Genomic DNA, 24,257 nt, shown 5'->3' on the forward strand with positions numbered 1-24,257 from the left:
CTCTGGCAACAGGCCTGTAACGAGCATTTCAAACAAGCGTATGTTTTTTCATTGACAGCTCACCGCCATCCTCATAACCTCGCCAAACCTTCAACGTACCGGGATGACGCGGACGTGGGCAGCATCTATTTGATTCGACATGGCCAGGCCTCCTTTGGTGCAGACGACTATGACGTCCTGTCGCCGACCGGTATTCGCCAGGCAGAAATCCTCGGCCAGCACCTGGCCGAGCTCGGCATCAGCTTCGACCGCTGCCTTGCCGGCGATCTGCGCCGCCAGCAGCATACGGCCAATAGCGCGCTGGAACAGTTCGCTGCGGTGGGCCTGCCTGTGCCGATCCTGGAAACCGATGCCGCCTTCAACGAATTCGATGCCGACGCGGTGATCCGCGCCCTGCTCCCGGCGATGCTGCCGGAAGAGCCCGAAGCGCTGAACATCCTGCGCAACGCCGCGCAAAACCGTAGCGAATTCCAGCGCATTTTCGCCCTGATCATCGAACGCTGGCTATCCGGCACCTACGACACACCGGGCCTGGAAAGCTGGCTGGGCTTTGTCGAGCGGGTTCAGGCCGGTTTGCAGCGGATCCTCGAACAGGCCGACAACACCCAGAAAATCGCCGTGTTTACTTCCGGCGGCACCATCACTGCCCTGCTCCACCTGATTACGCAAATGCCTGCCAAACAGGCCTTTGAGCTGAACTGGCAAATCGTCAACACCTCGCTCAACCACCTGAAGTTTCGTGGACGCGAGGTGGCCCTGGCTTCCTTCAACAGTCATGCGCACCTGCAACTGCTGAAGGCCCCGGAACTCATCACGTTTCGCTGAGTCCGGACTATTGTGACCCTGGCTGTAACCACCCAGCGCTTTATTACCCAAGAAAGGATCGAACCATGACCTCCGTAGCTGATGCCGTACAAGCAATGAAAGCCAAGTTCAACCCAGCCGCTGCTGCCGGTCTGGACCTGGTCTTCGGTTTCCGCATCGACGACACCAAGAACTTCTCGCTGATCGTCAAAGACAGCACTTGCGAGCTGCAAGAAGGCGAAAACCCGGACGCCCAAGTGACTCTGGTGATGGACGGCGAAACCTTGCAAGGCATCGTTGACGGTTCGACCGACGGTATGCAGGCGTTCATGGGCGGCAAACTGCGCGCTGAAGGCGACATGATGCTGGCGATGAAACTGTCCGAGCTGTTCCCGAGCTAAGCACGTCGCTCCCGACTTACGGGAGCGCACCTGCCTGCCAACGAATCCCGCCCCTTGTGGCGGGATTCGTCGTTTTCGGCCTCATGAAACGACCACCTGCGGATTTGCCGTCTATATTCCTTCTGGCCGCATGCGTCAGACATCGGCCGTTTGCCCCTCGATCCTTTTGCGCGGAGCACTGCCATGAGCCCACCTGACGATCACGACGGTTTCAATCGCCGTCGTGTACTGCAAGGCCTTTCGGCAGGTGCCGTCGGTGCCTGGATCAGCCCGCTGTTCGCTGGGAGTAAAACCATGCCCGATAAACCCGCCGACCTCATTCTGTATAACGGACGCCTGCACACCGTCGACCGCAAAAAACCCCAAGCCAGTGCCGTGGCGATCAAGGACGGCCATTTTGTGGTGGTCGGCAGCGATGCCCAGGCCATGGCCCTGCAAGGACCCGGCACGCAAATCGTCGACCTGCACGGGCGCACGGTGATTCCCGGTCTCAACGACTCGCACCTGCACCTGATCCGTGGCGGCCTCAACTACAATCTGGAACTGCGCTGGGAAGGCGTGCCGTCGCTGGTCGATGCCCTGCGCATGCTCAAGGCGCAGGCCGACCGCACGCCCACGCCGCAATGGGTGCGGGTGGTCGGTGGCTGGAACGAATTCCAGTTCGCCGAAAAACGCCTGCCCACCCTCGACGAATTGAACAAGGCCGCGCCCGACACGCCGGTGTTTGTCCTGCATCTCTACGACCGCGCCCTGCTCAACCGCGCGGCGTTGAAAGTGGTGGGTTATACCCGCGACACGCCAAACCCGCCGGGCGGGGAAATCCAGCGCGACACCAATGGCGACCCGACCGGCATGCTGATCGCCCGACCCAACGCGATGATTCTGTACTCGACGCTGGCCAAGGGACCGAAGCTGCCACTGGAATATCAGGTCAACTCGACCCGGCAGTTCATGCGCGAACTCAATCGCCTGGGTCTGACCAGCGCCATCGATGCCGGTGGCGGTTATCAGAACTACCCGGACGACTATCAGGTCATCCAGCAATTGGCCAAAGATCAACAACTCACCGTGCGCATTGCCTACAACCTGTTCACCCAGAAACCCAAGGAAGAGCTGACCGATTTCAAGAACTGGACCAGCAGCGTGACCCTGCATCAGGGCGACGACTTCCTGCGGCACAACGGTGCCGGGGAAATGCTGGTGTTCTCCGCGGCGGACTTCGAAGATTTTCTTGAACCGCGCCCGGACCTGCCGTCCAGCATGGAGCAGGATCTGGAGCCGGTGGTCCGCCATTTGGTGGAACAGCGCTGGCCGTTCCGCCTGCACGCCACCTACAACGAATCGATCAGCCGCATGCTCGACGTGTTCGAGAAGGTCAATCGCGACATTCCGTTTGATGGCTTGCCATGGTTTTTCGACCACGCCGAAACCATCACCCCGCAGAATATCGAACGGGTCAAAGCCCTCGGCGGCGGCATTGCGATTCAGGATCGCATGGCGTTCCAGGGTGAGTACTTCGTCGACCGCTACGGCGCCAAAGCCGCCGAGCACACACCGCCGATTGCGCGCATGCTCGCCGAGGGCGTGCCGGTAGGCGCTGGCACCGATGCCACGCGGGTGTCCAGTTACAACCCGTGGACTTCGCTGTACTGGCTGGTCAGTGGTCGCACCGTCGGCGGTCTGGAGCTGTACCCGCAAGGCTTGAGCCGCGACACCGCGCTGGAGCTGTTCACCCACGGCAGCGCCTGGTTCTCCTCCGAGCAAGGCAAGAAGGGCCAGATCAAGGTCGGGCAACTGGCGGATCTGATCGCGCTGTCGGCGGACTATTTCCACATTGAGGACGAAGGCATCAAAGGCATCGAATCGGTGCTGACCATCGTCGACGGCAAGGTCGTCTACGGCAGCGTCGAGTTCGAAAAACTCAGCCCGCCGCCGATTCCGGTGGTGCCGGAATGGTCGCCGGTCGCGAAAGTTCCGGGGCACTGGAAACCCTTGTCGCCGCTGACCGCGCAGGTTCATCAATGCGTCGGGGCCTGTGCGGTGCATGCGCACAGTCATGAGCGGGCGCGGTTGTCGACTGCGCCGGTGAGCGATTTTGCCGGTTTCTGGGGGGCGTTCGGCTGTTCTTGCTTCGCGTTTTGAAGTGAGACCACGCAACTGTGGCGAGGGAGCTTGCTCCCGCTCGAGCGCGTAGCGCTCGCATAAAATCTGTGGCTGCCGATTTTTTTGGGCTGCTGCGCAGCCCAGCGGGAGCAAGCTCCCTCGCCACGGGTGAACGGTGCTCCTACAATGCGAGCACCTCCCACACCGGCCACCCCATGGACATCGATCTCGCCCGCACCTTTCTGGAAATCGTCCGTCACGGCAGCCTCGCCGCAGCCGCCGAAAAACTCCACGTCACCCAGACCGCCATCACCGCGCGGGTGCAAAAACTCGAGAGCCACCTGGGCAGTACGCTGTTTGTGCGAAACCGCGCCGGCGCCCGCCTGACGCCCAATGGCGAAGCCTTCGTGGTGTATGCCAATCAACTGGTGGAAACCTGGGAAGCTGCGCGGCGGGATTTGCCGCTGCCGGAGGGTTATCACGACGTGCTGCACATCGGCGGCGAGGTCAGTCTGTGTAATCCGCTGATGCTCAGTTGGGCCGGCGAACTGCGCGAAAAGATTCCCGGCCATGCGCTGCGCATGGAAATCCGCGATGGCGAGAACCTGCTGCGCCAACTGGAGCTGGGGGTTCTGGATGCCGCGCTGGTCTATCAACCGGAATACGGGCCACGCCTGCAAGTCGAGCAGATCCTCGAAGAAAAACTCATCCTCGTCCGCCAACCCGGCCGGCCCAATCCTTACGTGTACATCGACTGGGGCGAGGATTTTCGGCGCCAGCACGATGCCGCCCTGCCGGAAAAAGCCAGGGCGCCCCTGAGCTTCAATCTCGGCCCGCTGGGCTTGCAGTACATTCTGGAAAACGGCGGCAGTGGCTACTTCCGTACCCGCGTGGTGCAGAGTTACCTGGAAAGCGGCGCGCTGGAGCAAGTGCCCAAGGCGCCGGAGTTCAGTTACCCGACCTATCTGGTTTACTCCCGCGACCGTGATTCGCCAACCCTGCAACGGGCTTTCGACCTGCTGCGCGAAGTCATCCAGTCCGATGACGACTGGTCGCAACGCTGGAACCCGCTGACCTGAGTCGCCCTGCACCGGATCATGGCATTTGTGTCATCAGGTTCGGCCAGCCAAAACGCCGGAATCGACTACTCTGCTGGAGATAACAATAACGACAGGTGATTGCAGTGAGGCAGACCACCGAAGCATTCCGCAGCCGCTACCGCGCCAACATTCATCCACTCTATAACCCATGGCTGCACGGCACCTTCGTGCTCGTGTTCGGCCTGATGGCGATTACCGTCTTCTGGAGCAGCGTGCATCAGGTGCTACCGCTGGAATGGCTGGCGGTGCCACTGACCCTGTTGTTTTACAACTTTGGCGTGTACATGGTGCATCGGCACCTGGGCCATCAGAAAAAGAACTTCGCGCGCCTGTTCTATGCCCGCCACACTGGCGACCATCACAGTTTTTTCGCCCCCGGTCACATGACGTACAACAGCGCCCGCGACTGGCGGGTGATTCTGTTTCCAGCCTGGCTGATCGTGTTGCATACGCTGGTCATTACCCTGCCCGTCTGGTGGCTGCTCAGCCAGTTCAATGCCAACGTCGCGGGAATGGTCGGGGGTTGTCTGGTCCTCGGTTACCTGGCCTATGAGGTGTTCCATGCCTGTGAGCATCTACCGCCGCACAATCCGCTGACTCGGCTGCCGTGGATTCGCCAGATGCGCCGCTTGCACGAGCTGCATCACCGCCGCGAGATGATGCAGGAGCGCAATTTCAACATCGTTTTTCCGTTGATGGACTTCCTGTTCGGCACCCTCCACTGGGAGCCGGAAGACGCCACCCCGTACCTGACGAGAACACCCATGACGCGCATGCAGCATCAGATCGACATTGCCGGAAGTCCCGTTGCCGTACTTGCCTATGCCAGCACCGTGACTCGGTGGCCGGAATGGCACCCGTCTTCGCTCAAGATCAATGCGCAGCGCGGGCCGTTGCATGCCGGGGCACGGTTCGAAGAAGACATCCGCGCTGGCGGGCGCGAGGGGCATTTGAGTTGGGTGGTCGATGAGTATTTGCCCGGGCGACGCTGGGTTGCCCGGGCTTACGGCGACAACGGCCTGTCTTTGCTGCTGACTTACGAATGCGAATCCGCAGGCGAAGGCACGCGATTTGTTCGCACGCTGGAGTATGAGTTCAGCGGTCTGATCATGCGCGTTGCCAACAAATTGCTGCTCAAACGCCGCATCGATGACGAATCGGCCGCGTCGATGCAAGCCTTGCGCGAAATGGCGGAAAAACACCTGGTGCTTTCGGGAGCTCGCGTGTGAGGCGATCGTTCAAGTTTCGCCATGGGCTGTTGCTGCTGATCGTGGCCATCGGCGCCTTCCTGCTGCTGATGCCGACCAAAGTCAAACCGGTGGCCTGGAGCCCGCCACCGGCGCCGTCCCTCACCAGTGGTGTCTACGCTGATAACCAGCGCCTCAAAGGTGTGGAGCGCGTCGGCGCGGCGGATATCGACGGGCCGGAGGCGCTGTTGCTCGAAGGCGATACGCTGATCACCGGCCTGCATGACGGTCGGGTCATCCGCACCAGCCTGGACGGCAAGGTCACTAAAGTCCTGACCGATACCGGCGGCCGACCACTGGGCCTGGCCCGCCATCCCAATGGTTTGCTGGTGATCGCCGACGCGGTCAAGGGCTTGCTGTCGCTGGACGCCCAGGGCCGCCTGGTGGCACTGACCACGACCGCCAGCGGTGTGCCCTTCGGTTTCACTGACGACGTGGCCATCGACAAGTCCGGGCACTACGCCTATTTCAGCGACGCCTCCAGCCGCTTCGGTTATGGCAAGGACGGTGAGGCGATCATCGAGCATGGCGGTGACGGGCGATTGCTGCGTTACGACTTCCAGACCGGGAAAACCGCGGTGCTGCTGAACAAGCTGGAGTTCGCCAACGGCGTCACTCTGGGTCCGGACGACAGCTTTGTGTTGGTCAACGAAACCGGCGCCTATCGCATCAGTCGCTATTGGCTGAGCGGACCGAAAGCCGGCACTCATGATCTGTTCATCGACAACCTGCCGGGCTTGCCGGACAACCTGTCCTTCAATGGTCACGATCGCTTCTGGGTGGCGCTGTATGCCCCGCGCAACGCTCTGCTCGATGCCACGGCGGAGCATCCCTTGGTGCGAAAGATGATCGTGCGGGCCATGACCGTCTTGCCCAAACCGGTGGAAAAACGCGCCTTCGCGCTGGGGCTGGATCTTGAGGGTAAGGTCATCGCCAATCTGCAGGATGGCAGCAGCGGAAACTACTCGCCGATCACCACCGTGCGCGAGTATGGGGAGTGGTTGTACTTGGGTTCGTTGAAAGCGAAAAACATGGCGCGATTGCCGCTGAGTAAAGCGTTGCAATAAACCTGTAGGAGCGAGCCTGCTCGCGATGAGGTCCTGACAGTCGACATTGATTTTGAATGTGCTGCCGTCATCGCGAGCAGGCTCGCTCCTACAAGGGTTGGGGTAAACCAGCACTACCGGGGATCAACCTCGCCATCGCGTTCCGCATTATCGGTTTCTTCGCGCATGCGATCCCGGTCGATATCCGTGCCGTCGTCCTGGTCCATGGGGATGGCACCTTCGTTGTTCGGCAATTCGTCAATTCCCGGCTCGTCTTCCGGATTGACCGCAGTCCGGCCGGGACTCAAAGGTTCGGGATGGGTTGGAATGGGGTCGTAGCCGCCCTGCTCTTCACTGGGAAATTTTGGGTCTGTCATGAGGCACCTCGTGTCGAGCCGTCAAGTCGGGCTCTGAACATTCGAGGTGCCGGTTAACATCGCCGTTCCAATTATTCAGCCACCGATGGTCGGTGGGTCATGACGGTGCGTCAGGACGGCGATTGAAGTTGTTTGACGATCCTGTCCTTGACCTCCAGGCGCTTGGCCTTGAGCCTGGTCACTGCGTCATCGCTGGATTTGGCTTCCTCTGCCTTCACCACCTCAGCATCCGCCTGCGAGTATTTATTTATCAATGAATCCAGTAACGGATCATTGGTGCGTTTCTGCTGGATTTCTTCCTTTGTTGTGAAATTCAAATCCTTGTAAAGATCGTGTGGCACCGGCATGGAACACCTCCGTTTGTTAATCGGAAGCAAACGCGACTGATTGCGTTCGCCAACTATCAGAATGGCCTTGGTTTGCCGGTTCTGTCGACCATCTGTCAGACCAGCGGTGGCCGTTCGTCGCCCTGTCGCAAATGCGATAAAACCTTTACCCGCGCCGCAGCCTCCACAGAATAACGATCAACTCGATCGCCAATAAAAACTGTGTGGAGAAGAACCAATGGACGGATTTAACCTGCGCCACCTCACGCTGGCCATCGCCCTGAGTACCAGCATGGGCGCGGCATTCGCGGCGACCTCCAATGATTTTGTCGACAAGGCAGCCGCCGGCGGCATTGCCGAGATCGAGACCAGCCGACTGGCGCTGGAAAAAAGCCAATCGGCAGACGTCAAGGCTTTCGCCAACATGATGATCACCGACCATTCCAAGGCCAACGACGAACTGGCCGCCATTGCGAAAAAGAACGACATCGAAGTGCCGGACACCACGACGCTGGTGAAACAGGCCAAGGAAAAAATCCTCGATATGCGTGATGAGTCCTTCGATGCGGCCTACGCCAATAATCAGGTGAAGGCTCACGAAGACACCATCGAGCTGTTCAAGAAAGAAGCCAACACCGTGACCGACGACAAAACCAAAGGCGCCACCGAGCTCAAGGGCTTTGCGCAAAAAATGTTGCCGGGACTGGAAAAACACCTGGATATGGCGAAAAAGCTTCAGGCCGCCCATCCGGACAAATAACACCCTCACACACAAATAGGCCGCATCCAGGATGCGGCCTCTTTGTTTAAGGGTTCCACCTAGCCACCGTCGGTGTCGATATCTGCATCGGTGTCATCACTGGGCTTGGGTCGATCAGGATTGGGTTTGAAGCCCGGGCTGAATTCATTGTCGTTATCGGTATGGCGATTTTTCTGATCAACCGCCGAGTCACCACTTTGTGGTTGCGGGGTTGCTTCCTCGGGCTGGCCAAGGTTGTCACGCTTGGGTTGGTCTTTCATGAGTACCTCCCATCAATGCAAGCTCACGACTGAAACTGTCAGGCCTTGATGTTTCGAAGCCGTGACACAGGCAACGTTCCATCGGATGGATCAATACACCGCGATTTCTACTGTGCAAGGCACCTGTAGGAGCTGCCGAAGGCTGCGATCTTTTGGCATTGCACGCCCCGTAGGAGCTGCCGAAGGCTGCGATCTTTTGACGTCGGCACAGGTTGCAGAAGATCAAGATCGGGATCAAAAGATCGCAGCCTTCGGCAGCTCCTACTACAGTCCGTATGCACATCCGATAAAAAACCTGTGGTCGCCGAACAACTATTTGTTGCGGCAAATGTCACTGCTTTGCGCCGGTCATTTTTCAGGGAATCGGCTGCATACAATCAAGGAGTCAAGTCTCATGGCGGCACTGCAATCCAGCACTCTCGATGCGATGAAAAAAAACCAGACACAACTGCTTGCCGAATGGAAAAACGGCCTTGAGGCCAGTGGCGCCACGCGCAACCTCAAAGAGCAGGATCTGCAACAGCAGACCTCGGAATTCCTGCATCTGGTTATCTCGGGTCTGCAAAATGGCAACGGCCAAAACATTGCTGCGTCCGGCTGGGATGAAATTCGCCAGTTCCTCGACAAACTCTCCCATAGCCGCGCCCTGCTCGGCCAGGATTCGCACCAGACCGCCAGTTTCATCTTCTCGTTGAAAGGCCCGCTGTTTGCCCTGTTGCAGAATCATTACCAGGACAGCCCGGCCCTGTTGGCCGAGCAACTCTGGGAAATCTCCGAACTGCTCGACGCTCTGGGCATGCACACCATCCGCACCTTCCAGAAGTCCCGCGAAGCGGTGATCAAGCGCCAGCAGGAAGAGTTGCTGGAACTGTCGACCCCGGTGGTCAAGCTTTGGGACGGCGTCCTGGCACTGCCCATGATCGGCACTCTCGACTCGCAGCGCACCCAAGTGGTGATGGAATCGCTGTTGCAGCGGATCGTCGACACCGGCTCCGAGATCGCCATCATCGACATCACCGGCGTACCGACCGTCGACACGCTGGTGGCGCAACACCTGCTCAAGACCGTCACCGCCATTCGCCTGATGGGTGCCGATTGCATCATCAGCGGTGTGCGCCCGCAAATCGCCCAGACCATCGTGCACCTTGGGCTGGACCTGCAAGGCGTGGTGACCAAGGCCAACCTGGCCGATGCCCTGAAACTGGCCCTGACCCGGTTGGGACTGACCGTCAGCAAGGCGGATTGAGCCGATGGAACGCATACCGATTTTGCAAATGGGCGACTTCCTGCTGGTGACCATTCAGGTGGACATGCATGACCAGTTGGCCCTGACCCTTCAAGACGACTTGTCCGAGCGCATCAGCCGGACGTCCGCGCGCGGCGTGTTGATCGATATTTCCGCGCTGGACATGGTGGACTCGTTCATTGGTCGGATGATCGGGACGATTTCCGGGCTGTCGAGAATCATGGATGCCCAGACGGTACTGGTCGGCATGCAACCCGCGGTGGCCATCACCCTGGTGGAGCTTGGCCTGACCCTGCCCGGTGTCAGTACCGCGCTGAATGTCGAACGCGGGATGAAACTGCTTCAGGAACGAGTACGCAACCAATGACTGTGCGCAGCAGCGGCACTCATCCGATTCACATCGAGCAGGACGTGGTCCTGGCCCGCCAACTGACGCGCAAGCTCGCTCAGGAATGCGGCATGCGCCTGATCGACCTGACAAAACTGGTGACCGCGGTCAGCGAATTGGCGCGCAACACCATGGTGTATGGCGGTGGCGGCGACATGGATTGGGAAATCCTCGATGAAAACTCGCGTACCGGCCTGCGCCTGCTCTTCCGTGACGAAGGGCCGGGCATTCCCGACATCAAACTGGCCATGACCGATGGCTGGACCTCCGGTTCCGGTTTGGGCCTGGGCCTGACCGGTGCCAAGCGCCTGGTGAATGAGTTCGAACTCGACACCGCGCCAGGCAAGGGCACTCGCATAACGATTACCCGATGGACATGAATATCAGCGGCTCGATGACACAAGTGCTGGTCATCGAGGACAGCAGCCAGATCGGTCACGCCCGACGCACCGCGCAGAGACTCGCGGAACAACACGGCTTCGATACCACGGATGCGGGACGTGTGGCGCTGGTCGCCACCGAGCTTGCCAGCAACATTCTCAAGCATGCTTCCCGTGGCGAATTGCACCTGAGGGTCTTGCCCCGCGCGAATGGCGCCGGCATCGAAATGCTCGCCATCGACCGCGCCAAGGGCTTTGATTTGCACGCGTGCCTGGCCGACGGTTTTTCCACCGGCGGCACTCAGGGCATCGGGCTTGGCGCCGTGTCACGGCAGACTGAAGTGTTCGACGTGTATGCCGATTCACGGGGTGCCGTGCTGCTCACACGGTTGTATCCGCGAACGGACAAGGCCCCGGACCGACGCATTGGTGTCAGCCAGCATTCGTTGCACCACGATCCCGCTTGCGGCGATGTCTGGCACCTGGCGTTTGACGGGCCACGCATCAGCGCCCTGGTGATCGATGGCCTCGGTCATGGCGAGGAGGCGGAACGCGCCGCCCGCGCCGGTGAAAAAGCCTACGCGCTGATGCCGTTCGCCTCCCCGTTGCTGTTGCTGGAGGACATTCATCAAGCCATGACCGGCACTCGCGGCGGCGCACTGGCCATTGCCCAGTTCGACGGTGCCGGCGACGCGTTGAAATTCGTCGGCATCGGCAACATCGGCGCCTGCCTGATCGCACCGGACAAATCCCGTGGCCTGGCGTCCCATCCCGGCATCGTCGGCGGCCAGTATCGAAAGGCGCAACCCTTTGACTATGCTCAGGTGAACGGACAGCTATTGATCATGTACAGCGACGGCCTGCAATCGCGTTGGAACCTGCAGGACTACCCCGGCCTGGTGCACCGCCATCCCGCCGTCATCGCTGCGATTCTGCACCGCGATTTCTGTCGTGGACGGGACGATGTCACGGTGTTGGTCATTGCTCTGGAGGCCGACCATGGCTGAATTACCCATCAGTCAGATTGATGAACAAGCCGCACTGATCGCCCGCCTGCAAGGCGAAGCCAATGCCCTGCGTGAAGAGCTGGACGAAACCAACCAGGGCGTTCTGGCGCTCTATGCCGAACTCGACACCCAGGCTGAACAGTTGCGCCAGGCTTCGGACCTGAAAAGTCGTTTCCTGTCGTACATGAGCCATGAGTTCCGCACGCCTTTGGGCTCGATCCTCAGCATCGCCAGCCTGCTCACCGACGAACTCGACGGCCCGCTCAGCCCCGAGCAGCACAAGCAGGTTGCATTCGTCAGCAATTCCGCCCGCGAACTGAGCGACATGGTCGACGACTTGCTGGATCTGGCGAAGATCGAGGCCGGGCGCATCAGCATTTCGCCGGCCTGGTTCGACATGTTCGACCTGTTTTCCGCGTTGCGCGGCATGTTTCGCCCGATTGTCGATGCCAGTGCGGTTGACCTGATTTTCGAGGAGCCGGTGGGGCTGCCGCATTTGTACACCGACGACAAGAAACTCGCGCAGATCCTGCGCAATTTCATCGCCAACTCGCTGAAGTTCACCACTCATGGGGAGGTCCGGGTCTCGGCCCGGCTGGAAAACAGCGATCACGTACGCTTTGCCGTCAGCGACACCGGAATAGGTATCGCTCCTGATTTACATGGCGCATTGTTTGAAGACTTCTCCCAGGTCGATTCACCGCTGCAAAAACGCCTGCGCGGCACCGGGCTCGGATTGTCCCTGTGCAAACGCTTCGCCGAGTTGCTGGGTGGCGAAGTCGGAATGCAGAGTACGCCAGGCATTGGCTCGACCTTTTTCGTGATCATCCCGCTGGCCATCGCCGTGGAGCCTGCCGATGAAGCGTGACATCCGATTACTCATCGTCGACGACAACATCGCCACGCGCTATGCCCTGCGCCGCCGCCTGGAGAACCATGGCTATGAAGTGCTCGAAGCAGGCACGGGTAGCGAAGGCCTGGAACTGATCGACAGCGTCACCCTCGATGCGCTGATTCTCGACGTCAACCTGCCGGACATGAGTGGTTTCGACATCGTCCGCAAACTGCGTTCCGACCCCGCGACGGCCCTGCTGCCGGTGATCCACGTGTCGGCGGCGTCGATCCAGACCGGCGACATCATCACCGGCCTGGACGCCGGCGCCGATGCTTATCTGATTCACCCGGTGGACCCGGATGTGCTGCTGGCGACCCTGCGCACCTTGCTGCGGGTGCGTGAAACCGAAAATGCCCTGCGTGCCAGCGAGGCGCGTTTTCGCGAGATTTTCGTCAACGTTTCCGCACCCATTGCGGTGCTGGATGCCGAGATGAAAGTGCATGAATGCAACCATGCGTTCGCGCAACTGATTCAGGACAATCGCACCCCGGACACCTTGCTCGAATGTTTCGCCGAGGACCAACAAGCGGTCATCGAAGAACTGCGCCTGCGGCTGGCTTATGGCGAACGCTGGAAAGGCACCTTGAGCATGCGAGTCGGCGGCGAAATTCGCGAAACCGAGTGGCAGATTTCGCCCTACCGCACGCCGGAATTGAGCCTGGTATTCGTTGAAGATGTCACCGAACACCGGCACCGCGAACGCTCGCACCTGGCGCGGCTCGACGATGCCACGGAACAGTTGGCCAAGGAGGTCGCCGAACGAGCGCGCACCGAGGCGCAGCTGTTGCAGGTGCAGAAAATGGACGCGTTGGGCAAGCTGACCGGCGGCATCGCCCACGACTTCAACAACCTGCTCACCGGCATCATCACCAGCCTGGAGCTGATCCAGAAACGGGTCGCCGAGTCCCGCACCGACAAGGTCCAGTTCTACACCGAAGCGGCGTTGAACTCAGCCATGAGTGCAGCCGCCCTGACCCATCGCCTGCTGGCCTTCGCCCGACAACAACCCCTCGACACCCGGCCGGTGGACATTAATGAGCACATCCGCTCACTCGAAGAGCTGCTGGTGCGCACCATCGGCGAACGCATTTCGCTGAAACTGGAACTGACCTCAAAAGCCGCGATCGCGCTGGTTGACCCGATTCAGCTGGAAAGCGCCGTGCTCAACCTGGTGATCAACGCCCGCGACGCCTTGCCCCAGGGCGGCAATGTCTGGGTCAACACCTATGCCGCCTACTCCCACGGCGACCCCAATCTGGCCGATGGCGCGTACGTCGCCTTGTCGGTGCGCGATGACGGCACGGGCATTGAGCACCACGTGATCGACAAGGTGTTCGATCCGTTCTTCACCACCAAACCCTTGGGCCAGGGCACCGGGCTCGGCTTATCCACCATCTACGGTTTCGCGCGGCAATCCGGGGGCGATGCGCACATTCGCAGTGTGGCGCGGCGTGGTACCGAAGTGACCATCATGTTGCCGGCCAGCTCTGATCCCACCATGAGCGAAGCGGCGCCGGTCACCGTCGATCCGCAAGGGGCCGGCGAGCATGTATTGATTGTTGAGGACACGCCGTCGGTGCGGATGTTCGTGGCAGAAGTGTTGGTGGACGCCGGGTATCGCTGTACTCAAGTAGCGGACATCGAAGGTGCCCTCGAACGCCTGCAGAAAGACGAGTCCATCGACCTGCTGCTGACCGACGTCGGCCTGCCGCGCATGAGCGGCCGAGAGCTGGCCGACGTCGCGCGCGGCTGGCGCGAGAAGCTGCCGATCCTGTTCATGACCGGCTACGCGGAAACCGCGCTCAACCGTCAGGTGTTTCTGGGTGATGGCATGGAAATGCTGATCAAGCCGTTCCAGATCAAGGAGCTGCTGGACAAGGTACGGCGCACAATCGACGGCGCTTAAGATCAAAAGATCGCAGACCTGAAGGAGCCCACAGGTTGCGTGAACGCCACAGATCCCTGTAGGAGCTGGCCTGCCAGCGATGGCGATTTCGAGCGCGCCATCGCCAGCAAGCCGGCTCCTACAGAATGGTGTGAATCCCCAGGTTGTGTGAACGCCATAGATCCCTGTGGGAGCTGGCTTGCCAGCGATGGCGATTTCAAAGGCACCATCGCCAGCAAGCCGGCTCCTACAGAATGGTGTGAGCCCACAGGTTGTTTGAACGCCACAGATCCCTGTGGGAGCTGGCTTGCCAGCGATGGCGATTTCAAAGGCACCATCGCCAGCAAGCCGGCTCCTACAGATTGAGCGCCCTGGCAAGGAACGGTGCCGTCCGGCTCTTCTTGCTTTTCGCGACTTTCTGCGGCGTCCCTGCAACCACAATCCTGCCGCCCTGATCCCCCGCCCCCGGCCCGATATCGATCACCCAGTCACTCTGCGCCACCACGCGCATTTCGTGCTCGACGACGATCACCGTATGCCCCGCCGTCACCAGGTTATTCAACTGTTCTAGTAAACGGTCGACGTCCCGTGGGTGCAATCCCGTGGTGGGTTCATCGAGCACGTAAAGCGTTGCCCCACGCTGGTTGCGTTGCAGCTCGGTGGCCAGTTTGATCCGCTGGGCCTCACCACCCGACAGCTCCGTCGCCGGTTGGCCGAGACGCAAGTAACCCAGGCCAATATCGCGCAATACCTCCAGCGAGCGGCGGATCCCCGCTTGCTCGGCAAACACCTCGACCGCTTCGTCGACGGTCAATTGCAGCACCTGGGCAATGTTGCGGCCCTGCCAGGTGATCGCCAGCGTCTCGGGATTGTAGCGCGCACCATGGCAGGTCGGGCAAGGTGCATAGACGCTGGGCATGAACAGCAATTCGACGCTGACAAACCCTTCGCCTTCGCACGTCGGGCAACGCCCCTTGGCAACGTTGAAGGAAAACTGCCCGGCGTCATAGCCAGCAGCTTGAGCCTCCGGCGTGGCGGCGTAGAGCTTGCGCACGTTGTCGAACAGGCCGGTGTAGGTTGCGAGGTTGGAACGCGGGGTGCGGCCGATGGGTTTCTGGTCGACCTGCACCAGACGCTTGATCGACGCCAGCCCTGCGGTGACCTGCCCTCCGCTGACTTGCGGGGTGTCGTCTTCAAGGTTCAGTTCTTCCGGCTCACTGTCGGTCGCGGGACGCCCGAGGTGCGCACCGACCAACTCCAACAACGCCTGACTGACCAGACTCGATTTGCCTGAGCCGGAAACGCCGGTGACTGAGGTAAAACAGCCCAGTGGAAACTCGGCACTGAGGTTGTTCAGGTTGTTGCGAGTGATGCCTTCCAGACGCAGCCAATCGCTGGCCTGGCGCGCGGTACGGGGCTGAGTGACGTGTTCAGCGAATAGGTAGGCGCGGGTTTGCGAGTCCTTCACATTGGCCAGACCTGCCGGTGCGCCGCTGTACAGCACCCGCCCGCCATGCTCGCCCGCCGCCGGGCCGACGTCGATCAACCAGTCGGCGCGGCGCATGGTTTCCAGATCGTGCTCGACCACGAACAGGGTATTGCCAGCGGCTTTCAGGCGTTGCAGGGCTTCGAACAGCGCCTCGCCATCCGCCGGATGCAGACCGGCCGAAGGTTCGTCCAGCACGTAGATCACGCCGAACAACTGCGAGCCCAGTTGCGTCGCCAGGCGCAGGCGCTGCAACTCGCCGGACGATAACGTCGGCGTGCTGCGCTCCAGCGCCAGATAGCCGAGGCCCAAATCAGTCAGAGTGCTGACCCGCTCCAGCAAGTCCTGGGCGATGCGTTGCGCGGCCAGACGTTTTTCCACCGACAGGTTCGGCGTGTGCCGTACGTCCGGAGCATTGGCGTGACCGCTGGCGCCGTGGGCCACCCGTTGTTCACGGGCCTGGCGGGTCTGGGTGTGGGTCAACACCTCGCCCGCTTCATCGCCCTCTTCAAGATAATGCTGGGCCGCCACCGGCTTCAGCACTTCGGCCACTTGCAGCAGCGGCATCTGCGACAACTCGCCGATGTCATAGCCAGCGAACGTCACCGACAACGCCTCGCGCTTGAGGCGCTTGCCGTCGCACAACGGGCACGGGCTGCCGAGCATGAATTGCGAGACGCGTTTCTTCATCAGCGCGCTTTGCGAGTGAGTAAAGGTATGCAGGATGTAGCGGCGCGCGCCGGTAAAGGTGCCTTGGTAACTCGGTTCCATCTTGCGCTTGAGGGCGACCCGGGTTTCCTCCGGCGTGAGCCCGGCATACACCGGCACTGTCGGGGTTTCTTCGGTGAACAGGATCCAGTCGCGCTGCTTTTTCGGCAGTTTGCGCCAAGGGATGTCGACGTCGATGCCCATGGTCACGAGGATGTCGCGCAAGTTCTGCCCCTGCCACGCCAAGGGCCAGGAAGCGACGGCGCGCTGGCGGATCGTCAGGTTGGGGTCCGGCACCATCAACGCTTCGGTGACTTCATACACCCGGCCCAAGCCGTGGCATTCGGGGCACGCGCCTTGGGGTGTGTTGGGTGAAAAATCCTCGGCGTACAGCATCGGCTGTCCCGGCGGATAGCTGCCGGCGCGGGAGTACAGCATGCGGATCAGGCTCGACAGCGTAGTCACGCTGCCCACCGAAGAACGCGTGCTCGGCGTGCCCCGCTGTTGCTGCAAGGCCACTGCTGGCGGCAGGCCTTCGATGGAGTCGACATCCGGCACGCCGACCTGATCGATCAACCGCCGCGCGTACGGCGCCACCGACTCGAAGTAGCGCCGCTGCGCTTCGGCGTAGAGGGTCGAAAACGCCAGCGACGACTTCCCTGAACCGGACACGCCGGTGAACACCACCAGTGCGTCGCGGGGAATATCGACATCGACGTTTTTGAGGTTGTGCTCCCGGGCACCGCGCACCTTGACCATGCCGGAGGTTGGGTTGGGGCTGCGCGTGGAAGTCATCAGGTCGCCTTGTTTAATTTCCTGGAAAACAAATGACTGTAGGAGCTGGCTTGCCAGCGATCGCGTCGGGCCAATTGCTTCTTTATTGACTGCGAAGCCGCCATCGCTGACAAGCCAGCTCCTACAGGGGAATCGTCTTCAGCTGTTGAGGACGGTGCGAATCATCCGGGTCAGCGCGTCGGGGCTGTAGGGTTTGCTCAGCAAGTGGGTATCCGGGCTGAGTTGATGGTTGCGCGAGATAATGTCACGGGTGTGCCCCGAGGTGAACAGCACCGTCACCGGCGGGTTTTGCACTTTCGCCCACGCCGCGAGGTCCGTACTCTTGATCAAACCAGGCATGACCACGTCGGTGAAAATCAGGTCCACCGCCACACCTTCCAGCAACATCTGCATCGCGGCGTCGGCATTGGCGGCCGTCAGCACCTGATAGCCCTCTTCGCGCAACAACTCCACGGTCGAAACGCGCACGGCTTCGTTGTCCTCGACCACCAGAATCTGTTCGTGGCCGCCCCGTTGCTGCACATCGGGGGCGGTTGTTTCACTGCCCGCCGAGCGCAGGCTGCGCGGGAAATACATCTGCACCCGGGTGCCTTGGTCGACGACGCTGGACATCTCGATATGCCCGCCGCTCTGTTTGACGAACCCGAACACCATGCTCAAGCCCAGCCCCGTGCCCTGTCCGTCGGGTTTGGTGGTGAAAAACGGTTCAAACGCCTGCGCGAGCACCAGCGGCGCCATACCGACGCCCGCATCGGCCACCGATACACGCACATAGTCACCAGACGGGATGCCCTTGCCTGCGCAAAACGCGCGATCAAGGAAGATGTTCTCGGCGCTGAGGTCGATGGTCCCCTCGCCCTTCATGGCGTCCCGGGCATTGATCGCCAGGTTGAGGATGGCGTTTTCCAGTTGATTGCGATCAACGAAAACCTGCCAGGGGTCTGCGGGGGCGGCCAAATGGATCTGAATGGTTTCACCCAGCGCACGCTGCAACAGTTCGCCCAGGCCATCGAAAATCTGCTGAGGGGTGCAAATCGCCGGGGACAATGGCTGACGCCGGGCAAACGCGAGCAGTTGCGAGGACAGTTTTGCACCGCGCTCGACAGCGGCAATCGATGCTGCGACCCGGCGCTGGACGTTGGCGTTGTTCGGCTCATGGCGAGCCAGCAAGTGCAGGTTGCCGGCGATCACTTGCAGCAGGTTGTTGAAGTCGTGGGCCACGCCGCCGGTGAGGCCGCCAATGGCTTCGAGTTTCTGCGATTGCCGTAGTTGCTCCTCCGCCGTCAGCCGCGCTTCGACTTCGTCGGCGACCCGCTGCTCCAGGTTGCGGGTGAACCGGAGCAAGGATTCTTCGGCGATCTTGCGTTCATGGATGTCGATCAACACCCCGGGGAAACGAAACGGCTCACCCTGTTCATTGAACTCGCAGCAACCGCTGGCCAGTACCCACAGGTAAGTGCCATCGGGGCGCAGAACCCGATATTCGGCGTTAAAGGGTTCGCCGTTTTCCACTGATTGCTGGACTTGTTCCTGCACCCAACTGAAGTCGTCGGTGTGAATACGCGCTTCAGCAATGTCCTGCGGCAGGTTGTCCAGTGGCACGTCAGCGGGATAAGAAAAGGTCCGGGCGAAACGCTCATCGCCGCTCAGCACATTGCCTTTGACGTCCCAGACGAACGAACCGAGCAAGGCCCCGGCATTCAGTGCCAGGCGAACCCGTTCGTTGTCGGCGCGATAGGCGTTTTCGGCAGCCTGGCGCAAGCGTTCGGAAATCACGAACTCCGTGGTTTCGACCACCATCGCCATGACTCCGGCCGGGCATCCGTCATCATTGGCCACCGGGCTGTAATAAAGGTCCAGCCAGACGTCTTCGGGAATCCCGTTGCGTAGCAACACCAATTCCTTGTTGCGGTAGGACAAGGTGCCGCCGGCCAGGCAAGTGTCGACCACATGCCGATTGAACTCGGCGACTTCCGGCCAGCCCAGTTCTACCGGCGAGCCCAACAGATAAGGATGCCGCCCGCCGGCAAATTCCGAATAGGCATCGTTGTAGATCATGTACCCGGCGCGGCCCCAGAGCATCACCATCGGCAGTGGTGAAGCGAGCATCAACTGCACCGTACTGCTCAGGCTTCTCGACCACATATCGAGAGCCCCCAACTCGGTGCGACTCCAGTCGAACGCACGAATACGCTCGGCCATTTCGCCGCTCCAGCCGGCACATCCGTGGCTATCGTCAAGAAACTGCATCGGTTGGCTCTGTCCCGGTCATCCACACCCGTTTGTTTCGAGCATCGTGGGTGCCATTGGTTTCATAGAGGTATAGCTGAAGCGAAGAAATAAATGTCCCCGTAGGAGCTGCCGCAGGCTGCGATCTTTTGATCTTAAAAAATCAAAGTCAAAAGATCGCAGCCTGCGGCAGCTCCTACAGGGCTTGCGTGGGTCAGCGGAAATCCCGGCTGCGCACGTAATGACGCCATCGCTGGCAAGCCAGCTCCTACAGAAGTACGGAGAATGGTTTGGCTTTGTCCCCCAATAAACAGATTTACGGGTCAGCGGAAATCCCGGCTGCGCACGCTGATGCCGTCCAGCAGTGGGCTCAGGTCGCTCAGGCGTCCGGCGATCAGGTGTCGCACTTCGCCCTCCTTCTCCCAGCGCCCATCGACCTTGAGCAACTGCGACCCCACCAGCACCTGGCGCTGGCGCTCGGCCAGGTCGCGCCAGACCACCACGTTGACGTTGCCGAACTCGTCTTCCAAGGTAACGAAGGTCACGCCGCTGGCGGTGCTTGGCCGTTGTCGGCCGGTCACCAGCCCGGCGACGCTGACCGGGCGCCCATGTTCCACTTCCAGCAACTCCTTCGAACTGCGGCAGCGCCGGGCTTTCAACTCAGCGCGCAACAGGGCCAGCGGATGCGGCCCGAGGGTGGTGCCGAGGCTGTTGTAATCGGCCAACAAATCCTCGCCGACCGTGGGTTTGGGCAGCGCCACCGCCCCCTCCTCCTGACTGGGCAAGCCGGCAAACAGCCCAAGCTGTTTCTGCACCCCCGCCACTTCCCAACGCGCCCGATGGCGATCACCGGCCAGCCCGCGCAATGCACCGGCATCGGCCAGTTGTTCCTGGGCGCGGGCATCGAGTCGCGCCCGTTCGCCAAGGTCGGCGATGTCGGCAAACGCACCTCTCTCCCGTGCCGCCTCGATGCGCCGGGCATCGTCCTCGCGAAAGCCCTTGATCATCCGCATGCCCATGCGAATCGCCGGTTGCGCGCCGGCAATCGGTTCGAGACTGCAATCCCAATCGCTGGCCCGCACGTCCACCGGGCGAATTTGCAAATGGTGACGGCGGGCGTCCTGCAGGATCTGGTCCGGGCTGTAGAAACCCATCGGCCAACTGTTGATCAGGGCACAGGCGAAGGCCGCCGGTTCGTGGCATTTCAACCAGCAACTGGCGTAGGTCAGCAAGGCAAAACTGGCGGCGTGGGACTCGGGGAAACCATAACTGCCGAAGCCTTTGATCTGCTCGAAGATCTGCGCGGCGAAGTCAGCGGTGTAGCCTTTTTTCTTCATCCCGGCAGCCAGGCGATCCCTGTGCGGCTCCAGTCCGCCATGGCGTTTCCACGCCGCCATGGAACGGCGCAACTGATCGGCCTCGCCGGGGCTGTAGTCGGCGGCGACGATAGCGATCTGCATCACTTGTTCCTGGAACAGCGGAACGCCGAGGGTGCGTTTCAACACTTCCCGCAACTCTTCGGAGGGATAGCTTTCGAGTTCTTCCTTGTTTCGCCGGCGCAGGTACGGGTGCACCATGCCGCCCTGAATCGGCCCGGGGCGAACGATGGCTACCTCGATCACCAGGTCATAGAACTTGCGCGGCTTGAGCCTGGGCAGCATCGACATCTGTGCCCGTGATTCGATCTGGAACACCCCGACGGTGTCGGCGCGGCCAATCATGTCGTAGGTCAACGAGTCTTCGGAGGGGATCGACGCCAGGCTCAAGTCCAGGTTGCGATGACGACGCAGCAAATCAAGGCAACGACGAATCGCGCTGAGCATGCCCAACGCGAGGATATCCACCTTGAGCAGGCCGACCGCATCGAGATCGTCCTTGTCCCACTGGATGATGGTGCGCTCGGCCATGGCAGCGTTTTCCACCGGCACGAGGTGATCCAGCGGCTGCTCGGAAATCACGAAGCCACCGGGATGCTGGGACAGGTGCCGGGGGAAACCGATCAGTTGTTGGGTCAAACTCAACACCCGGCGCAGCACCGGGCTCTCGGGATCGAAACCGCCTTCACGCAGGCGCTCCACGGGTGGTGTTTCATCACTCCAGTGACCGCAGCAATCGGCCAGGGCGTTGATCTGATCCGGCGGCAAACCCAACGCCTTGGCCACATCACGCACGGCTCCGGCCGCATGGTAAGTGCTGACCACAGCAGTCAATGCCGCTCGAGTCCGGCCATAACGCTGGAACACGTACTGCAAGACTTCTTCGCGGCGTTCGTGCTCGAAGTCCACATCGATATCCGGCGGTTCGTCGCGCTCCTTGGAGAGAAAACGCTCGAACAGCATGTTCATCCGGTCGGGGTCGATCTCGGTGATGCCCAAGGCGAAACACACCGCCGAGTTGGCCGCCGAACCCCGGCCCTGACAGAGGATTCTTTCGCGCCGGGCGAAGGCGACGATGTCCTGAACGGTGAGGAAATAACTCTCATAGCCCAACTCGGCGATCAGCCCCAGTTCCTTGTCGATCAACCCGCGCACTTTCTCGCTGGCCCCCTGAGGCCATCGATCGCGAATGCCGCGCTCGGTCAATTCCCTCAGCCACGACGCGGCGCTGTGTCCCTCCGGCACCAGCTCCCGCGGATACTGATAACGCAACTGGCCAAGATCAAAGGTGCAGCGCCGGGCAATGTTCAACGTTTCGTCGAGCAAGGCCGGCGGATAGAGCTCGCGCAGCACATCAAGGCTGCGCAAATGCCGTTCACCGTTGGGGTGCAGGCGCAACCCGGCATCGGCCACCGGCAAGTGATGGCGGATCGCGGTCATGGTGTCCTGCAGGGCACGCCGTCCGCGCGCGTGCATGTGCACATCACCGCTGGCCACCGCAGGAATCCGCAGCTCCCTGGACAGCGTCAGCAAATCGTTGAGGCGCCGGGTATCGTCCTGACAACGATGCAACTGCACCGCCAGCCACAGGCGTTCATCGAAGACCTGCTTGAGCCAATGACCTTGAGCAAAATCATCGACGGCGTCCGGCACCCAGAGCGCCAACAGTCCCGGCAACGGTTCGCTGAAGTCTTCCCGCAGCACTTGATACTGGCCTTTCTGCGTACGGCGCCGGGCGCGGGTGATCAGTCGGCACAGGGTCTGGTAACCCACGAGATTTTCCACCAGCAGCACCAGTTTCGGGCCGTTTTCGATGCGCACTTCACTGCCGATGATCAGCGGCAGCTCCACGGATTTCGCCGCTTGCCAGGCGCGGACGATGCCGGCCAGGGTGCATTCGTCAGTGATCGCCAGGGCTTGATAGCCCTGCTTTTTCGCCCGCTGAAACAGCTCAAGGGCGCTGGAGGCTCCGCGCTGGAAACTGAAATTCGACAGGCAGTGCAGTTCGGCATAACCGGCGTTCATGCGAACCAGCCTTGCAGCCACAACGGCCCATCCTCGCCCACCGCGCGATAGGCCCAGCCCTGCTGGCCGGTACGGGTTTCGATCAGGTAGTAATCGCGGCGCACGTCAGCGCCGTCCCACCAACCGGACTCGATGCGCTCCGGCCCCATGAGAATGCGCGTCGAGCCTTCGTGCACCGCCATCGGCTCGCTCAGCAGCCAACCCGGTCGTTGCACGGTCGCAAATCCGGCGCAAGGCTGGCTGTCGGCACTGGCCTGCCACGCGCACTCGGGTCGGTGATCGGCCTGAAAGCGCAAGCCGTGCACCGCCTCATCCCCCAACCGTGCGCGCAGGCGTTCGCGCAGTTGCTCCCAAGGCAAGGTCTGCTGCGGACGGTCGTCGAACAGTTCCTGGAACTGGGGAACGAAGGTCGGCAAGTCTTCGGCGCGCAAGCGGAAACCGCGCACAGGGGCTTCGACCTGGACCTGCTCCAGACGCCCACGCGCCAGTTCGAAGAGCATCGCCGGATCGCGCTCGGCGCTGAGCAGGCCAACCTTGATGACGGTATCCGGCAATCCGGCGTGTTCCAGGTGCAGGTCGAAACGCTGTACGCCGCTGTCCCGACCGCAGAGGAACGCCGACAAGTCGCCGGTCAATCGACGCAGTGGAAACAGCAAGGCCTGATGGGATTGCACATCGAAATTGAGCTCGATGCGCACGTCGAAGCGGTCCGGCGGCAGGTAGAACGCCAGCGCCAGCCGCCGCGTACCCTGCAACGCATCCAGGTGTTTGAGCACCTGGGCCTCGAAACGTCGAGCCAGGCTGTGCCGGGGCAACGCCTGCACCTGGCTCAAAGTGCGCAGCCCCATGCGCGACAACGCTGTGGCGACGCTGGCCTCCAGCCCGATGCGGTCGACGGGCAATTGCCCGAGGTAATGCTGCAAGGCTTGCTCGTCGGGCACCACCAGACCGTCATAAGCGTTGGCCAGCACCCGCGCCGCCACCGGGTTGGGGGCGGCGACAATGCGGTGACGAAACCCCAGTTCGCCAAGCTCAGTGCGCAAACGCGCCTCGAATTGCGGCCAGGCGCCGAACAGCCCAAGGCTGGACTCGATTTCAAACACCAGCGCCCGCGGGTAATGCACGCTGACCTGCGAGCTGAAGCGATAGGCCCAAGCGGCGAGAAATTGCTGCCAGTGCTCGATATCAGCGCCGTCGTACTCGGCCGTGGCAAAGCCCTTGCTCAAGGCTTGCGCGGCGCTCATCGACTGACCGGGGCGCAAGCCCAGTGCCCGCGCCGCGCCGTTGACTGCCTGCAACACCCGACGCTGGGCCGGGCCGGTCAGCAGCGCCAGCGGCTCTTCGGGGTCGGCGCGCTGACGCAGTACCGCGTCCAGCGCCAATTGCGGGAAAAGAATGCAAACCCAGCGCATG

20 protein-coding genes are annotated in these 24,257 nt (G+C 61.2%); 13 read left to right on the top strand and 7 right to left on the bottom strand.

The features are described 5' to 3' along the window. Nucleotides 1–114 precede the first annotated feature (114 nt). The 6 genes from NL64_RS05735 to NL64_RS05760 all read left to right on the top strand — a co-directional run bounded on the left by NL64_RS05735 (nucleotide 115) and on the right by NL64_RS05760 (nucleotide 6,722). Complete coding sequence (locus tag NL64_RS05735) at nucleotides 115–825, top strand: histidine phosphatase family protein (protein WP_034147184.1); 711 nt, start codon at nucleotides 115–117, stop codon at nucleotides 823–825. A 65-nt stretch (nucleotides 826–890) separates the two neighbouring features. Then, nucleotides 891–1,205, top strand: a complete 315-nt coding sequence (locus tag NL64_RS05740) for an SCP2 sterol-binding domain-containing protein (RefSeq protein ID WP_007946492.1) — start codon at nucleotides 891–893, stop codon at nucleotides 1,203–1,205. A 294-nt stretch (nucleotides 1,206–1,499) separates the two neighbouring features. Continuing rightward, nucleotides 1,500–3,347 (top strand): amidohydrolase, encoded by a 1,848-nt coding sequence (locus NL64_RS05745; protein WP_034147239.1) that lies wholly within the window; start codon nucleotides 1,500–1,502, stop codon nucleotides 3,345–3,347. A 176-nt stretch (nucleotides 3,348–3,523) separates the two neighbouring features. Beyond that, the gene (locus NL64_RS05750; protein WP_034147185.1) at nucleotides 3,524–4,387 is read left to right on the top strand and encodes a LysR family transcriptional regulator; all 864 of its coding nucleotides are present in this window, start codon (nucleotides 3,524–3,526) and stop codon (nucleotides 4,385–4,387) included. A 104-nt stretch (nucleotides 4,388–4,491) separates the two neighbouring features. After that, nucleotides 4,492–5,637, top strand: coding sequence for a sterol desaturase/SRPBCC family protein (locus NL64_RS05755; RefSeq protein ID WP_034147186.1), 1,146 nt, complete (start codon nucleotides 4,492–4,494; stop codon nucleotides 5,635–5,637). After that, the gene (locus NL64_RS05760) at nucleotides 5,634–6,722 is read left to right on the top strand and encodes an SMP-30/gluconolactonase/LRE family protein (RefSeq protein ID WP_034147187.1); all 1,089 of its coding nucleotides are present in this window, start codon (nucleotides 5,634–5,636) and stop codon (nucleotides 6,720–6,722) included. The genes NL64_RS05755 and NL64_RS05760 overlap by 4 nt, the downstream gene beginning before the upstream one ends. A gap of 113 nt (nucleotides 6,723–6,835) precedes the next feature. Here NL64_RS05760 and NL64_RS05765 read toward each other — a convergent pair whose 3' ends face one another. Continuing rightward, on the bottom strand, nucleotides 6,836–7,078 hold the full coding sequence (locus NL64_RS05765; RefSeq protein WP_034147188.1) for a hypothetical protein: 243 nt from the start codon (nucleotides 7,076–7,078) through the stop codon (nucleotides 6,836–6,838). A gap of 110 nt (nucleotides 7,079–7,188) precedes the next feature. After that, entirely contained in the window at nucleotides 7,189–7,425 is a 237-nt protein-coding gene (locus NL64_RS05770; protein WP_034147189.1) for a DUF465 domain-containing protein, read from the bottom strand. 217 nt (nucleotides 7,426–7,642) lie between these two features. Here NL64_RS05770 and NL64_RS05775 point away from each other — a divergent pair, with 217 nt between their 5' ends. After that, nucleotides 7,643–8,164: a DUF4142 domain-containing protein gene (locus tag NL64_RS05775; protein ID WP_034147190.1), complete on the top strand. Its 522-nt coding sequence runs from the start codon at nucleotides 7,643–7,645 to the stop codon at nucleotides 8,162–8,164. A gap of 59 nt (nucleotides 8,165–8,223) precedes the next feature. On the opposite strand, the gene NL64_RS05780 is transcribed toward NL64_RS05775, so the two are convergent. Then, entirely contained in the window at nucleotides 8,224–8,424 is a 201-nt protein-coding gene (locus NL64_RS05780; protein WP_034147191.1) for a hypothetical protein, read from the bottom strand. A gap of 394 nt (nucleotides 8,425–8,818) precedes the next feature. Here NL64_RS05780 and NL64_RS05785 point away from each other — a divergent pair, with 394 nt between their 5' ends. From NL64_RS05785 to NL64_RS05810, 6 genes are read left to right on the top strand one after another with little or no spacing between them, the layout of a single operon-like run. Beyond that, a complete protein-coding gene (locus NL64_RS05785) occupies nucleotides 8,819–9,670 on the top strand; it encodes an STAS domain-containing protein (protein ID WP_034147192.1) in 852 nt (283 codons plus the stop codon). Nucleotides 9,671–9,674: 4 nt separating this feature from the next. Beyond that, a complete protein-coding gene (locus tag NL64_RS05790; RefSeq protein WP_034147193.1) occupies nucleotides 9,675–10,037 on the top strand; it encodes an STAS domain-containing protein in 363 nt (120 codons plus the stop codon). After that, nucleotides 10,034–10,438, top strand: coding sequence for an anti-sigma regulatory factor (locus NL64_RS05795; RefSeq protein ID WP_034147194.1), 405 nt, complete (start codon nucleotides 10,034–10,036; stop codon nucleotides 10,436–10,438). The genes NL64_RS05790 and NL64_RS05795 overlap by 4 nt, the downstream gene beginning before the upstream one ends. After that, complete coding sequence (locus NL64_RS05800) at nucleotides 10,435–11,445, top strand: ATP-binding protein (RefSeq protein ID WP_034147240.1); 1,011 nt, start codon at nucleotides 10,435–10,437, stop codon at nucleotides 11,443–11,445. The genes NL64_RS05795 and NL64_RS05800 overlap by 4 nt, the downstream gene beginning before the upstream one ends. After that, entirely contained in the window at nucleotides 11,438–12,313 is an 876-nt protein-coding gene (locus NL64_RS05805) for a sensor histidine kinase (protein ID WP_034147195.1), read from the top strand. The genes NL64_RS05800 and NL64_RS05805 overlap by 8 nt, the downstream gene beginning before the upstream one ends. After that, entirely contained in the window at nucleotides 12,303–14,246 is a 1,944-nt protein-coding gene (locus NL64_RS05810; RefSeq protein ID WP_034147196.1) for a response regulator, read from the top strand. The genes NL64_RS05805 and NL64_RS05810 overlap by 11 nt, the downstream gene beginning before the upstream one ends. A 334-nt stretch (nucleotides 14,247–14,580) precedes the next feature. Here the strand turns inward: NL64_RS05810 and NL64_RS05815 are convergent, their stop codons facing one another. From NL64_RS05815 to NL64_RS05830, 4 genes are all read right to left on the bottom strand, one after another. Next, nucleotides 14,581–17,214 carry an excinuclease ABC subunit UvrA gene (locus NL64_RS05815; protein ID WP_034147197.1) on the bottom strand — a complete coding sequence of 878 codons (2,634 nt, stop codon included), beginning with the start codon at nucleotides 17,212–17,214 and terminating at the stop codon, nucleotides 14,581–14,583. A 138-nt stretch (nucleotides 17,215–17,352) separates the two neighbouring features. Then, complete coding sequence (locus NL64_RS05820; RefSeq protein WP_172668645.1) at nucleotides 17,353–19,464, bottom strand: hybrid sensor histidine kinase/response regulator; 2,112 nt, start codon at nucleotides 19,462–19,464, stop codon at nucleotides 17,353–17,355. A 302-nt stretch (nucleotides 19,465–19,766) separates the two neighbouring features. Next, a complete protein-coding gene (locus NL64_RS05825; protein ID WP_216594560.1) occupies nucleotides 19,767–22,865 on the bottom strand; it encodes an error-prone DNA polymerase in 3,099 nt (1,032 codons plus the stop codon). Then, a complete protein-coding gene (locus tag NL64_RS05830) occupies nucleotides 22,841–24,256 on the bottom strand; it encodes a Y-family DNA polymerase (RefSeq protein WP_034147200.1) in 1,416 nt (471 codons plus the stop codon). The genes NL64_RS05825 and NL64_RS05830 overlap by 25 nt, the downstream gene beginning before the upstream one ends. Nucleotide 24,257: the final 1 nt, after the last annotated feature.

Origin of the sequence: Pseudomonas fluorescens (assembly GCF_000802965.1) — a bacterium.
Taxonomy (GTDB): domain Bacteria; phylum Pseudomonadota; class Gammaproteobacteria; order Pseudomonadales; family Pseudomonadaceae; genus Aquipseudomonas; species Aquipseudomonas fluorescens_A.